General features: G+C 70.6%; 13 protein-coding genes and 1 pseudogene. 11 read left to right on the top strand and 3 right to left on the bottom strand.

Translation table 11 applies throughout. The features are described from left to right. Positions 1-138: 138 nt before the first annotated feature. Positions 139-702: a type III secretion system chaperone family protein gene (locus tag OG730_RS19720; RefSeq protein WP_327305461.1), complete on the top strand. Its 564-nt coding sequence runs from the start codon at positions 139-141 to the stop codon at positions 700-702. 25 nt (positions 703-727) lie between these two features. Here OG730_RS19720 and OG730_RS19715 read toward each other — a convergent pair whose 3' ends face one another. Together OG730_RS19715 and OG730_RS19710 are read right to left on the bottom strand one after the other, a co-directional pair. Beyond that, positions 728-1915, bottom strand: a complete 1188-nt coding sequence (locus OG730_RS19715) for a mannosyltransferase family protein (protein ID WP_327305460.1) — start codon at positions 1913-1915, stop codon at positions 728-730. A 210-nt stretch (positions 1916-2125) separates the two neighbouring features. After that, on the bottom strand, positions 2126-3007 hold the full coding sequence (locus OG730_RS19710) for a hypothetical protein (RefSeq protein WP_327305459.1): 882 nt from the start codon (positions 3005-3007) through the stop codon (positions 2126-2128). Positions 3008-3129: 122 nt separating this feature from the next. On the opposite strand from OG730_RS19710, the gene OG730_RS19705 reads away from it, so the two are divergent. Then, positions 3130-3615 carry a prevent-host-death family protein gene (locus OG730_RS19705; protein ID WP_266935814.1) on the top strand — a complete coding sequence of 162 codons (486 nt, stop codon included), beginning with the start codon at positions 3130-3132 and terminating at the stop codon, positions 3613-3615. Continuing rightward, a complete protein-coding gene (locus OG730_RS19700; RefSeq protein ID WP_327305458.1) occupies positions 3612-3962 on the top strand; it encodes a hypothetical protein in 351 nt (116 codons plus the stop codon). Before OG730_RS19705 ends, OG730_RS19700 begins: the two co-directional genes overlap by 4 nt. A gap of 74 nt (positions 3963-4036) precedes the next feature. Here OG730_RS19700 and OG730_RS19695 read toward each other — a convergent pair. Then, a pseudogene (locus tag OG730_RS19695) lies at positions 4037-4474 on the bottom strand (aminotransferase class I/II-fold pyridoxal phosphate-dependent enzyme); the annotation flags it as partial. 23 nt (positions 4475-4497) lie between these two features. On the opposite strand from OG730_RS19695, the gene OG730_RS19690 reads away from it, so the two are divergent. From OG730_RS19690 to OG730_RS19655, 8 genes are all read left to right on the top strand, one after another. Then, complete coding sequence (locus OG730_RS19690; protein ID WP_327305457.1) at positions 4498-5943, top strand: recombinase family protein; 1446 nt, start codon at positions 4498-4500, stop codon at positions 5941-5943. 261 nt (positions 5944-6204) lie between these two features. Further along, on the top strand, positions 6205-6396 hold the full coding sequence (locus OG730_RS19685; RefSeq protein ID WP_327305456.1) for a hypothetical protein: 192 nt from the start codon (positions 6205-6207) through the stop codon (positions 6394-6396). A gap of 287 nt (positions 6397-6683) precedes the next feature. Beyond that, entirely contained in the window at positions 6684-6872 is a 189-nt protein-coding gene (locus OG730_RS19680) for a hypothetical protein (RefSeq protein WP_327305455.1), read from the top strand. Positions 6873-7012: 140 nt separating this feature from the next. Continuing rightward, the gene (locus OG730_RS19675; protein ID WP_327305454.1) at positions 7013-8551 is read left to right on the top strand and encodes a DnaB-like helicase N-terminal domain-containing protein; all 1539 of its coding nucleotides are present in this window, start codon (positions 7013-7015) and stop codon (positions 8549-8551) included. A 316-nt stretch (positions 8552-8867) separates the two neighbouring features. After that, entirely contained in the window at positions 8868-10220 is a 1353-nt protein-coding gene (locus tag OG730_RS19670) for a hypothetical protein (protein WP_327305453.1), read from the top strand. Between the two features lie 313 nt (positions 10221-10533). Continuing rightward, positions 10534-10929, top strand: coding sequence for a plasmid mobilization protein (locus OG730_RS19665; RefSeq protein WP_327305452.1), 396 nt, complete (start codon positions 10534-10536; stop codon positions 10927-10929). Continuing rightward, complete coding sequence (locus OG730_RS19660; RefSeq protein ID WP_327305451.1) at positions 10926-12659, top strand: relaxase/mobilization nuclease domain-containing protein; 1734 nt, start codon at positions 10926-10928, stop codon at positions 12657-12659. Before OG730_RS19665 ends, OG730_RS19660 begins: the two co-directional genes overlap by 4 nt. Before the next feature lie 192 nt (positions 12660-12851). Further along, positions 12852-13247: a hypothetical protein gene (locus OG730_RS19655; protein WP_327305450.1), complete on the top strand. Its 396-nt coding sequence runs from the start codon at positions 12852-12854 to the stop codon at positions 13245-13247. Positions 13248-13263 lie beyond the last annotated feature (16 nt).

Genomic DNA, 13263 nt, shown 5'->3' with positions numbered 1-13263 from the left:
CGGGCCTCGGAATCCCCGGGGCCCGGCTTACCGGGGCCCTACTCCTGTCCGCCCGGAGCGGATCGTGGCTGCGGGGGTGGACACGGGGTGGGCGCGATGGGGGAGGATGGCGGCATCCGCACGAAGGGAAGTCACACGGTGAGCATCGACCCGGCCTCGATTCCGAACTTCGGAGGGCAGCAGCCCGATCCGCAGGCCACTGGACCGGCGGGCCCCGTCGTCCCCGACCAGGACCTGGTCAAGCAGCTCCTGGAGCAGATGGAGCTCAAGTACGTCGTCGACGACGAGGGTGACCTCGCGGCGCCGTGGGAGGACTTCCGCACGTACTTCATGTTCCGCGGCGAGGACGAGCAGCAGGTCTTCTCCGTGCGGACGTTCTACGACCGCCCGCACAAGATCGACGAGAAGCCCCAGCTCCTCGAGTCGATCGACGACTGGAACCGCCGCACGCTGTGGCCCAAGGTCTACAGCCACACGCACGACGACGGCTCCGTCCGCCTGATCGGCGAGGCGCAGATGCTGATCGGCACCGGCGTGAACCTGGAGCACTTCGTGTCCTCCACGGTCAGCTGGGTCCGCGCGTCGATCGAGTTCGACAAGTGGCTCGTCGAGCAGTTCGGACTGGAGAAGGACGTCGACTCGGCGGACTCCGCCGACAAGAAGGACGACGACGCCGAGGGCGGCGACAGCGAGACCAACTAGGTCCTCGCGGTTCGCGTACCACCCCTCACGGAGCCACTCCGGACACGAGCAGCAGGTACGGCCCGTACGCGTACGAGAGCCCGGCCAGCACCCCGGTCACCACGACCGCGGTGCGCGGCCGGGCTTTCGCCATGAGGGCCGCCGCCGGCAGCAGCAGCGTGAACGCGGGCAGCAGGAAGCGCGGCTTCGATTCGAAGAAGCCGGCGCCGCCGTAGGTCATCACCAGCAGCACGCCGGTGTACACGAGCAGCGGCAGCGGGATCCGGCGGTCGGCCGCCAGCAGCCCGGCGAGCACCAGCGCCGCCACCAGCAGGACCACCGTCACGGTCGTGGCGAGCTCCACGCTCCCGGGCGAGCCCAGCGCGTGCCGGGCGGAGCGCAGCGCCCCGGCGCCGAAGTCGAAGCGCGAGCCCCAGCCGCTCTGGACGGCGAAGTAGCCGCCGAGCGGATCGTCCCGGTGCACGCCGACGAGCAGGACGTACGAGGCCCAGCCCGCGGGCGCGGCCACCCCGGCGGCCCACACCCGCGCGGGAGCGCGGCCCCGCCGCCGGCAGATCTCGTAGGCGGCTGCCGCCGTCACGGCCGCGGCGACCGCGATCCCGGTGGGCCGGGTCAGCCCCGCGAGGACGGCGAGCCCCGCCGCCCACCCCCAGCGGCCGCGCAGCAGCGCGTACAGGGCCCAGGCGGCGAAGGCGGTCAGCAGGGGCTCGGTGTAGGCGAGGGTCAGCATGAAGGCGTGCGGCAGCGCGGCCCACAGCGCGACGAGCAGCACCCCGGCGCGGGCCCCGAGCAGGTGCTCCCCGACCCGGTACACCCCCGCGGCGGCCGTGCCCGCGGCGATCCAGGCGACGGCCAGCGCGGCGACGGTCAGGGAGCCGGGCAGCACGAGGGAGGCGCAGCGGATCAGGACGGGGTAGAGCGGGAAGAACGCGGAGTCGCTCTGCACGGACCCGATGCCGGGGTAGACCTGGGTCCGGCCGTAGCCGTGCTCGGCGATCCGCAGGTACCAGACGGAGTCCCAGGACCCCCCGAGCACCCGCAGGGGGCCGCGCCCGCTCCACCAGGCCGCCACGGCCACCGCCAGCACCCCGACTGCGCGCACGGCCGCGTACGCCCCGAGCGCGAGGAAGACCCCCGGAAACCGGCCGGCCCGGCCGGTGCGCCGCCCGGGCAGTGCACCGCTCGACAGCGTTTGAGTCGCCTGAGTCGCCATGCGTCCCGACCTTCTGGGGGCTCGCCCCCCGGTCGGAGCCGCCACGATGGGGAAACACTACGACGACGAGTCCGCCGGGCCCCGGGACCGGCGGCGGCTTGGCCGCTTTCGGCGTGCACCCGGCTCAGAGCCGCCGCAGCCGCTCCACCGCCTCCTCCAGGACGTCGGTGCGCTTGCAGAAGGGCAAGGCGTGAGCACCTGCGTGCAGCCTCAGGGTCGGCACGAGTCTTCGACTTCGTGGGCGAGTAGATCCCGGCTTCGCCCGATGTATGTGGTCAGCTGCACCTGCACGGCTGCTTTGCGGATCACTGTGGAAGATGAGCAGTCGTAGAGGACGTGAATTCCGCTTGCTTGGCCGAGATGGAGCATCGGCCCGTCCTCGGGCGTCGGACTGCCGGCCACCTCCGAGAAATCGGCCCGGACGTACTGAGCACGGATGCCAAGGAGTTGCTCGAGCCATCCCAGATTGGCTGACTCGGCAGTTCTCATGCCGCGCTTCTCCATCACATCACCAAGGCTCATCAGGCACAGGCCGGTCATCATGAAGGCGATGACGCAAAGGCGGAGCAGTGGTCCCAGGGTCTTGTGTTTGCCCGCGAGGTGCAGGGCGGGAGCCGCCATGAGGGTTCCAGCCGCCAGCATCGTGACCCACAAGCCTTCCCTCAGCATGATGATGGGGCTCTCAGCCAGGGATGCGGCCGCCCATGCCACACCCACCAGTGCTGACAGCGCGAGGGTCCGCAACCCGGGGCGCTGCCGGAGCTGCCGCGATAGGAATGCTGCCAGACGGCGGCGGTCTGACCCCTCAGTCATGCCCATGCTAAACAGGCTCGGGAGTGCTAGCAGGGCCGGCACGATCAAAAGCCCAAGGAAGACCAGGGCGGTAGCGGCGCGGGTGAGTAGGACTGACGTGTCCAGCCCGATTTCCTCGGGCGTCACGCCGAATTGGGCGAGATACCGGTCCACTGCCCAGTACTGGATACCCGTCAGGATGACTCCCCCGAGCCCCAACACGGTGACGATTGCCTGAAGCGCGTCCTTCGCGGCTGGGGATCGTGTCGGTTCCGCCAGCGGGGCGGTGGGTGTCTGCATGACGGAATGCTGGCCACCGGGCCGACCTGAAGTCGGGGACTTGATCAGAACCTGAGCTTGGCGTGTGTCCGGGTAAGAAGGAATCACTGGCACTCAGACTGTAATCTGAGTACAGTCTGAGTATGAGCCTTGCTTACCTGGGAGCCGAGCCCGAGTCGGTGTCGTTCACTGACCTGTCAAGAAACCCGAAGGCCGTGGCCGCCCGGGCTGCAGCCCTTGGTGCTCTGCGCGTCACCCATCGGGACGCGCCCGACATGGTGCTGACGACTGCCGTGCACGCGGAGCGCACCGAGGAGAACCTCACGACGGCATCCCGCCTCTTCCTCGCGCTCATGAAGCACGACGACGGAGCCCGCTCACTCCTGCTGGCATTGCCGGAAGTCTTTCCGTGGGTGCGGCACCTGGACGGCGAGGAGATGCGCGCTTTCACGGTGGAACTCCTGGAAGCACTTTCCGATGCGGCAGAACTGGGTGCAAGGGAGGCTGTACACCGGGCGCTCGTCTCCTGGAGGGCGACGGCCCGGATCAACGCCGATCCGGAGCAGCTCAAGGAAGCGCTGCGCCCGCTCGACGGGGAGGACCTGGGTCCGGTCGAGGTGGGCGGGTGAGCCCGAAGAAGGGCGATCGTGTCAGCGTTCCGCCGCTGAGCGGATGGAACGTCGTCTTCGGGACAACCGATGCGGTGACGGGGTGGGAGGAGTTGTGCCGCGTGGCGCTGCCCAGTGCCCACCGCTGCCTTGAGTCGCTGCGCACTGATCCGTTGTCGCGTGACAGCTGGAACCGGCAGCATCAGCTCCGTGGAAGACTCGCCACGAAGGAGTGGAAGGGATCGCTTCTGGACCAGTGGGAGTTCGAGGTCACAAGCGGCGGCCGCGTGCGCTACCTGGTCAGCCCTGAGACATCGACCGTCGTTCTGGTCTACGCATCTACTCGGCACCCGAAGGACACTGAATAGCTCGTCTCTCCCGTGCGGCACGGGGCCGGCTGTAAAAGGCCTGCCCCACGCCCGCACGTCCATCTGGCTCGCTCTCAGAGGGCCAGCCGACCGAGGCGCTCAACCGCCTCCTGCAATACAACCGTTCGCTTGCAGAAGGCCCAGCGGACGTGGGAGGCGCCGGCGGCCTTGTCGTCGTAGAAGACCTGGTTCGGGATGGCGACCACCCCGCAGCGCTCCGGCAGGGCCCGGCAGAAGGCGAGGCCGTCGCGCTCGCCGAGGGGGGTGATGTCGGTGGTGACGAAGTAGGTGCCCTGCGGGCGGAACACCTCGAAGCCCGCCGCCGCGAGGCCGTCGGAGAGGAGGTCGCGCTTGGCGGCCAGGTCCGCGCGGAAGGAGTCGTAGTACGCGTCGGGGAGGGCGAGGGCCTCGGCGATGGCGTACTGGAACGGGCCCGAGGACACGTACGTCAGGAACTGCTTCGCGGAACGGACCGCCGTGACCAGCTCGGGCGTGCCCGTCACCCAGGCCACCCCGTATTCGTACACTCATTTGCATGCGCAGCAACAAGGGCACCACAGGGGCCTCCGGCACCACAGCCGGCGAGCCGGCGGCGATCTACTGCCGGATCTCCCAGGCGGAGGACGACGACCAGACCGGCGTCGACCGCCAGGAGCGGATCTGCCGTGAGATCGCCGAGCGTCGCGGGTTCGCCGTGAACCAGGCCCACGTATTCGTCGACAACAGTCGCTCGGCGTGGAGCCGGAAGCGGAAGCGGCCGGGCTGGGACGAACTGCTGCGGGCGGCGCGTGAGCGCGGGTTCCGACACATCATCGCGTACCACCCTGATCGGCTGATGCGGCAGCCGCGTGACCTGGAAGAACTGCTCCAGGTCTCCGACGACCACGCGATCACGCTGCACGGGGAGGCGAACCGGCGGGATCTGTCGGACCCCGACGACCGCTTCATCCTGCGTATCGAGGTCGCGCATGCCTGCCGTTCGTCCGATGACACCTCGCGGCGGCTGAAGTCGGCCATGCAGGACCGGGCCAAGGAAGGCAAGCCGCAGGGCGGGGTCCGGCGGTTCGGGTACGCCCCGGGCGGGATGACGATCGTCGAGGAAGAGGCGGAGATTGTCCGAGAGGTGTTCGACCGCTACCTGAAGGGGGAGGGGGCGGCGCCGATCGCGAAGGATCTCCACAGCCGGGGGATCGAGACCGCCGGTGGCAAGGCGTGGAACAGCGGGACCATCCGAGCCCTGCTGGATTCCCGGCATGTGGCCGGCATTCGCATGCACCAGGGCGAGGAAGTCGGCCCCGGTACTTGGCCCGCCATCATCGACGCGGGCGTCTGGGAGGAGACCCAGATGCGTCGCCAGTACCGCTCCGCCGTCCATCGGGAGCTGCTCAGCCAGCCCCCGCAACGTTTCTACCTGCTGCGGGGCCTGGTGATGTGTGGGCGCTGCGGGACGCTGATGTCCGGCACCCCGAAGCGGACAGGGCCGGCCTATCAGTGCAACCGCCGGGGCCGGAACGACGAGAAGAAGTGCGTTCGGTCGATCCGGGCGGAGTCGCTGGAGGGCTTCGTCACCGATGCCGCGATCAAGCTCCTCGGCAAGCTCAGGGTGGATGGCCAGCTCGCCAGCAGCAACCTGTCCGAGGACGCGACGCAGTCGCTGGCGGACGACCAGCGGCAACTCGCCGAGCTGAACGAGATGTGGACGGGCAAGGAGATCTCCACGGCGGAGTACCGCAAGATGCGCAAGGAGATCACCGATCGCATCGCCAAGACACAACGCAAGGTTGTGGTCAGGCCGTTGGTGTTGTTGGACGGCCTGACGGGGGAGGGTGCTCGGGCTGCGTGGGAGGCCGAGGCGATGACGGACGAGCGGCGCAACGCGGTGCTGCGGTTCCTGTTCTCCGGGGTGGTCATCGACGAGCCGAAGAAGTACGGCCGCTACATGGACTGGGACCGGATCGCCATCGAGCAGAACCCGCTGTAGACAGCTGCGAGCTGCCCCGGAAAGCGGGGGGCGGCGGCGGGGAGGGCGGAACATAGCCGACGATCCCCGGTCAGCCAAACCGGGGATTCTCTGGATCGTAGGTAGTGCCCACGCGGGGCTGACCTACATGTCCGCCTCGCTCGGTGTGCGCTGCCTTTGGTGTTGGAGCACCTGGGGATCCAGACGGCGCATCCGACCGACCGCCCATGAACACCGGCGGTGCCGAGCCTGCCAGTTCGGCCCGCCAGCGAGGACCCGCGCATGCAGCAGCCCCTGTCAGACCGCCTTCCGCGCCATCCCGACCGCTCGTCGAGCCGCCGACAGACTCCGGTGACGGCCCGGGAGCAGGCCCTGGCTCGAGTCTGCGAGGGATTCCGGACGACGATCAGCCCGCACAGTGCCGCGCGGCTGGCCGACCTGATGAGGGCCCCCGCGTACGCGATCGCCGCGTAGAGGGCCAGGCCAGCGCGGTACCGAGTGAGGAGAGGAGCTGTCCGCATGGCCTGCCGGGCGACGAGCGAACGGGCGGAATGTATCGGTGGAAGCGGGATTTCGATAATCCCGGATTCGCCGAAATCCTGGTCTTGCATCGCCGAGGGGACATGCCAGTCCCGCCGGCATGCGCAACGCGATGCCCTGGGTGTTGGAGCGCCTGGGACCGCCGCGTGTGACCGACCGCCCATTGATCGACGGACTGTGTGGGGCCTGCCAGCCCCGCACAGTCGGCAAGGACCTGCCCCGTGTCTCTGCTGCCCAGCCCCCGCACGACCGCGACCAGCCCGCCGCCCCGCCCTTGCGCGGCGCAGGAGGCTGCGAGGGCCCGCGCCCTGGCCCGTGTCTGCGCGGGCTTCGCCACGACGATCAGCCCGCACAGCGCGGCCAGGCTGGCCGACCTGATGTCGGCCACGACATACGTGAAGGCCGCGTAGACGCGGCCGTAGATATGAGACCGGCCCCTCGGTGTTGGAGCACCAAAGGGCCGTAGCGACTCCCAGATGACCGCCCATAAACGATCTGTCCCGGTGCCAGGGCTCTGCCAGCCCCTTATGGCACCAAGTGAGGAAGCTCTGTGCCCCAGGGTACGACCCTGCGCCCCGAAACGGCATCCCCGCAGACCAGCGCCGCACAGGCGCCTGGTTGGCGCGACCTGCCCACGCCGCCGCACGACGCCGAGGCCGAGCAGGCGGTGCTGGGTGCCTGCATGTTCCACAGTGCGGTCATCGACGCGGTCCGCCAGGTGCTGGAGCCGGGCGACTTCTTCAGGCCGGCGCACACCACCATCTGGCACGCGCTGCTGGAGCTGCGGAAACAGCAAGCGCCCACCGACGCGATCGCGCTGACCCACCAGCTGAGGACGACGGGCGACCTGACGCGCGTCGGTGGCCCTCCGTACCTGCACACCCTCGCCTCATACGCGGCGACGGGTTCTGCCGAGTACTACGCCGACATCGTGCGCCACCACGCCGACCTGCGGGTCCTGCAGGCCACGGCGGTGCGGGTCCTCCAGGGTGCCACCGCACCCGGAGCCGACCCTGTCGAGGTTCGCGGGCTGCTGACCGCCTCGCTGAACGACGCCGCCGACCGCGCTCGCCAAAGTTTGGGCGGCCGGCTTCAGCGCTACGCCCACGACGGCTGGTCCTTCGTCACCGAAACCCCGGCCTGCGCCACCCCCTTGTGGGGTACTGCTGGGAAGGCGGCCTGGGCGTCGGGCGAGAGCCTGATGCTGGTCGGCCCGCCCGGCGTGGGGAAGTCCACCATCGCCCAGCAGATCGTCCTGGCCCGTCTCGGCCTGCTCAGCGCGGTCCTGGAGATGCCGGTCCAGGAGGGCGAGAAGGTCCTCTACATCGCGGCGGACCGGCCCAGCCAGCTCGCCCGCGCCTTCAAGCGCATCGTGCACCAGCCCGACCGGCACATCCTGGGCGAGCGCCTGGTCTTCTGGGCCGGGCCGCTACCCGCCTCGCTTAACACCGAGCCCCAGCTCCTCGCGGAGCTGGCCGCCGAGCACGGCGCGGACACTGTCGTGATCGACAGCCTCAAGGACGTGGTCGGCAAGCTCACCGACGACGAAGCCGGGCTCGCCTACAACAACGCCCGCCAACAGCTGCTGCGCGACGGCGTCGAGCTGCTGGAACTGCACCACCAGCGCAAGCAGAGCGCCGACGCCTCCCGTACACAGCGCCCGGTCCTGGACCAGGTCTACGGGTCGGCCTGGTTCACCGCCGGCGCCGGAAGCGTCCTCTTCCTCAGCGGCGCGGCGGGCGACCCGGTGGTCCACTTCCACCAGCTCAAGACCGTCGACGATGAGATCGGCCCGTTCCCGGTCCTCCACGACCACGCCCGCGGCCTCTCCCACGTCGACACCAGCCTCGACCCGCTCACCCTGCTGCGCCAAGCAGGTGCCCACGGGCTGACCGCCCGCCAGCTCGCCGCGCAGACGACCGGGGAGGCCAAGCCCAGCCCGGCGGACATCGCCAAGGCCCGGCGCCGGCTGGAGACCCTGGCCAAGAGCGGCCACGCCACCCAGGACACCGGCGCGGGCGGCGGCACCGGGGGCGGCCAGGCCACCCGCTGGCACGCCACCGCCCGCCATATGACCGCCGTGTCCTGACCCAGGAAACCGCGTACGCGCCCCCGTAGGCGCACCGGCCGACCAAAGGCGCCTACGGGCCGCTTCCACCGCGTACGAATCCCACAAAACAGCAGGTCAGACGCGTACGGCCGAACGAACGGCTCGTCCGCCCCAAAGCGCTTACGTGCTTCCCCCTCTTTAGGGAGGGGGAAGCGTAAGCGCCCCCAGCACCCGCCCCTCTGCACGGGCGCCTGCCTCTCGACCAGCCCACCCGCGTGGGCCCCTGGTGAAGGCCGCCCAGACGTAGGCCCGGTCCGTGATCGCCTCCTCACCATCCTTCGGAGTAGTCCCGTCCATGCCGCCTGCCATAGCCGACTCGCTCGCCACCGCCGCGCTCCCGTTCGCCGGTGATCTGCTCCTGCCTCTGTCCGTGCTGGCCGCCGCCTGCGCACTGGGGGTGGGCCTGATCGCCCGACGCAGCGAACGCCGCCCCCGCGATCGGACACGGCGCCTCTCGGCCGCAGCCGTTACGGCCGCCGCGGCGGCGCTCGTGTGTACCGCTTACAGCGCGGACACCAGCTGGCGGTTCGCCGCCCACTACCTCGACATGCGCAACACCACCGAGCGCACCGTGATGTTCGCCGCCGCAGAACTCGCGCTGTTCGCGTTGGCGCTGATGGCTCGCCAGAACCTGCACGGACCGAGGCAGGCAGCCGGCCTGCCGGGAATCCTGGTCTGGGTGATCACCGCAATGCAGACCATCCCCGCCTATGCCGAGTCGGGCCCGGTCGGCGGCACCGTGCGCGCGTTCACCGGCCCGGTGATGGCGGCCGTGCTGTGGCACCTGGCCATGGGCATCGAGCTCCGCCAGCGCACCCCCGACGCCGCATCCCGTGGACTCGCCGCGGTCCTCACACGGCAGGCCCGTGAGCGGCTGCTCGCCCGTCTGGGGATCGTCGAGCAGGACCAGGGCGCCGCCCAGATCATCCGCGACCGGGCCATGGAGCGGGCCGTCACCCTGGCCGCCCGCCTCGCCGAGATGCCGCCCGAGCACCGCACCCGGCGGGCGGGCCAGCGCACTGTGCGCCGTCTATCCAAGGCTCTCGCCCGCTCCGGCATCGACGCCGACCCGGGCCGCAACGAGCAGCTGCTGCGCCAGCTCGCGACCCGCCGCCAAGCAGCAGCCCTGGCCACCATCGACCTGCCCGGTCGCTGGACCACGCCCGCCGGGCAGCCCGTCAGCCCGCCCGCAGCGCCGCCCGACCATTCCCGGGCGGGCGCCGACGGGCGGGCGGAAGGCAACGGGCGGGCAGGAGACCGACCCCGCCCGCACCCATCAGACCCGGGCGATGAGGAACCCCACGCGGGCGCCCTCTCACAGTCCGCCCGCCCGAATCCCACCGCCCGCTCCGACCCGGCGCCGACAGCCCGCCCGCAAGAGACGGCTGCGCCGCCCACGGGCAGCGGCTCCGGTACCCCACCGGGCAAGCGCTCTACCTCGAAGCCGAAGCGGCCGAGCCGCAAAGCCCGCGCCTCCCACGATGTCCTTCGCGACTACGCCCACCGTCTCCATGAGGAGCAAGGCCGGCTGTCCCGCGACTTTCTGGAGCAGGTCGTACGGGGCGACGGGTACACCGTCGCCAGCGACGACGCCGGTGCCGTCGTCCGCGCGGTCAAGGCCGAACTGAAGGCCTCCCGCCCCAGCTGACGACCACCTCGCCAACCGCTCACCCTCCCGCAACCCCGACAGGAGACCCATGCACGACTCGCGCCACGAACCCGTCACGCCCCAGCAGCAGTCATCCACCACCCAGGCACCAGGAGGAGCAAGTTGTACCCAGAGCATTGCTCCCGTTGGGAGCAATGCTCTGGGCTCCCCCGCCCCAGGGGTGGCGGGGGAGGACCGGCACCAGGGGGCGCCGGTCCTTCGGGATGCGGCCGAGGGCGGACCGCACCCGGGCAGGGACGGACAGCACACCTGCCACACTGCGCGCTGCACTCACGCCGCACCGACGTCGCACGTGCGCCAGCGTGAACGCCTGCGCGCCGAGAACAAGCGCATGCACCAGCCCAGCTGCCGCATGAACGACGCCGAGTACCAGCTCCTCGTCCACGCGGCTTCGGCCTGCCGCATGAGCGTCGCCGGCTTCCTCGCCCACGCCGCACTGAACGCCGCGCGCGATCTCGACCGCACCGAAGCCGAGATCGCCACCCGCCGGGAGATCGTCAGCGAGCTGTTCGCGCTGCGCCGGGCCCTCGGCCCCATCGGCAACAACCTGAACCAGGTCGCCACCGTCCTGAACTCCGGCGCCGACGCCCCGCACGCCAAGGCGGTCCTCGACGCTGTCCAGCGGACCGCCCAGCGGGTGGAGGACTTCACCCAGCGCTACCTGGAGACGGAGGCTCCCACCGGATGATCCCCCGCGTCCACAAGATGGGCAGCCGCACCATCGGCCTGATCCGCTACCTCTACGGCCCCGGCACCCACGAAGAGCACACCGACCCCCACCTCGTCGCCGCCTGGGACGGCCTCGTCCCCGACCCCGGCCGCGACCCAGCCGCCACTTACGAGGACCTGCAAGGGCTCCTCGACCAGCCCGTCGAAGCCCTGCCCGAGTCGCGGCGCCCCACCGAGCACGTGTGGCACCTGTCCGTACGCGCCGCGCCAGAGGACCCGATGCTCACCGACGAGCAGTGGGGCGATATTGCCCGCCGGATGGTCGCCGCCACCGGCATAGCCCCCGAGGGCGACACCGCCGCCTGCCGCTGGGCGGCCGTCAGGCACGCCGACGACCACATCCACATCATCGCCACCATCGTTCGCGAGGACGGCCGCCGGCCCCGCCGGCACAACGAAGCCAAACGTTCCCAGGCCGAAGCCCGTCTCATCGAAGCCGACTACGGCCTGCGCCGCCTCAGCACCGGTGACGGGACCGCCGCCCAGCGGCCCACCAGCGCCGAACGCCACAAAGCCGACCGCAACCAGCGGGAACGCACCCCGAGGGAGGAACTGCGCGAGACCGTCCGCCGTGCCGTGGCCGGCGCCCAGGGCGAAGAGGAGTTCTTCGACCGCCTCGCCTCCGCCGGCCTCCTCGTACGGCAGCGGAAGGCGCCGTCCGGGGATGTCCTCGGCTACACCGTCGCCCTGCCCGACGACCGCAACAAGAGCGGCGAACCCATCTACTTCTCCGGGTCGAAGCTCGCCCCGGACCTGTCCCTGCCCCGCATGCGTGAACGCTGGACCACCCCGGCGGAGACCGCCGACGGCAGCAGCGACCAGGACCGTCCCGCGCTGCCGCCGGTGACCGGCGCCGCGTCCGCACGACGCCGCGCCACCGCTGCCGCCTGGCAGGCGCTGCTCGTCATCGACAACGGCGGCGACGACGGCCTGATCGCGGGGCAGATCGCAGCCATGGGGGAGGTGCTCGACGCGCTCGCCAAGTCCTCCGCCGCGCACACCCGAAAGGAGCTGCGGGACGCGGCCTCCTCGTTCGAGCGGGCCACCCGGTCCCACGTGAGAGCCGCTCGCGGGCATGACCGCGCCCTGCGGCAGGCTGCCCGGGACCTCGTCCACAGCGGACCGGCCCTCGGCCGCGGAGAAGACGGCGCCACCACGGCCATGCTCATCGACATGGCGTTCTTCCTCGCCACCGCAGCGGCGAACTGGCACGCCAAGAAGCACCACGCCCAGCAGGCCGAAGCCGCACGACAGGCCGCCGAGCACCTGCGCGCCGCCTACCAGGCCGCCGCCGCACAGCCCATAGCTGTGCTCCGCCAGCGAGGCCGCCTCCTGCCGCAGCCCTTGCAGCACCGGCAAGCGGCCGTTCTGCACCAGGTGGTCCCCGACCTCACCGAACAGGTCCTGGCCGAGCCCGGCTGGCCCGCGCTGGCAGCCACCCTCGCCGACACCCACGCCGCCGGCCACGATCCGACCACCCTGCTCACCGAAGCCACCCAGCACCGAGAACTGGACAGCGCCACCTCGATCAGCGACGTCCTCACCTGGCGCCTGCGCCGCCTCGCCCACCTGCCCGCCGACCCCGGAAACGTCCACGCCACACCCGCCCGAGGCAAGCACAGGACCCCGTCCTCGACACCTGCGCAACCCGCGAACAGGGCAGCGAACGAAGCCACTCGTCGGCACTGATCACGGCGATCCGGCAGGGGACGCCACCTGGCCGATGGGCTCGACCACCCATCGGTCAGGGCCGTCAGCAGGCGTCACCCGCACAGCAGCCGCCCCACACCCCCGGTGTGAAAGCCCTTCGCCCCCACGGACACCGCCCCGAACCGATCCCACCGCAAACCGATCACACGACACCACAGAAGGAACCCACCCATGCCCCAGCCTTCCATCCGCCCCGACGTCGTCGTCCTCTTCACCGACGTCGACTGGTACGGCCACCTCGACGACCCCCAGCGCCCCTACCATCGCGACGGGCGTCCGTTCACCCACGCCGAGCACCTCCTGCTCAACACCATCACCCCGGAAGAGCAGGCCGCCGGGCTGGCGCAGTTGCGACGTGAGGCCGACTGGCTGCGCGACATCGACGCGATGCGGCAGGACTTCGTCGACCTGGTTCTGAAGTACCTCGCCAAGCTCCCCGAGGGCTCCGTGGTCGACGACGCCATCGACATCATGACCGACAAGGACTACGCCGAGTACGAACGCCTGCTCCCCATCGTCACCGCGGAAGACACCCTCGAATACCTCGCCGAACACGCAGAGGACTAACCGGCCACACGCCAAC

The sequence above is a fragment of the Streptomyces sp. NBC_01298 genome (assembly GCF_035978755.1).
Classification (GTDB): Bacteria; Actinomycetota; Actinomycetes; order Streptomycetales; family Streptomycetaceae; genus Streptomyces.
This window is presented reverse-complemented; position numbering and strand designations above follow the sequence as displayed.

Coding starts and splice junctions, on each gene's coding strand:
- OG730_RS19715 (WP_327305460.1), bottom strand. CDS start 1,915: ATGGCGACTCAGGCGACTCAAACGCTGTCGAGCGGTGCACTGCCCGGG.
- OG730_RS19685 (WP_327305456.1), top strand. CDS start 6,205: ATGCAGCAGCCCCTGTCAGACCGCCTTCCGCGCCATCCCGACCGCTCG.
- OG730_RS19705 (WP_266935814.1), top strand. CDS start 3,130: ATGAGCCTTGCTTACCTGGGAGCCGAGCCCGAGTCGGTGTCGTTCACT.
- OG730_RS19710 (WP_327305459.1), bottom strand. CDS start 3,007: ATGCAGACACCCACCGCCCCGCTGGCGGAACCGACACGATCCCCAGCC.
- OG730_RS19690 (WP_327305457.1), top strand. CDS start 4,498: ATGCGCAGCAACAAGGGCACCACAGGGGCCTCCGGCACCACAGCCGGC.
- OG730_RS19660 (WP_327305451.1), top strand. CDS start 10,926: ATGATCCCCCGCGTCCACAAGATGGGCAGCCGCACCATCGGCCTGATC.
- OG730_RS19670 (WP_327305453.1), top strand. CDS start 8,868: ATGCCGCCTGCCATAGCCGACTCGCTCGCCACCGCCGCGCTCCCGTTC.
- OG730_RS19655 (WP_327305450.1), top strand. CDS start 12,852: ATGCCCCAGCCTTCCATCCGCCCCGACGTCGTCGTCCTCTTCACCGAC.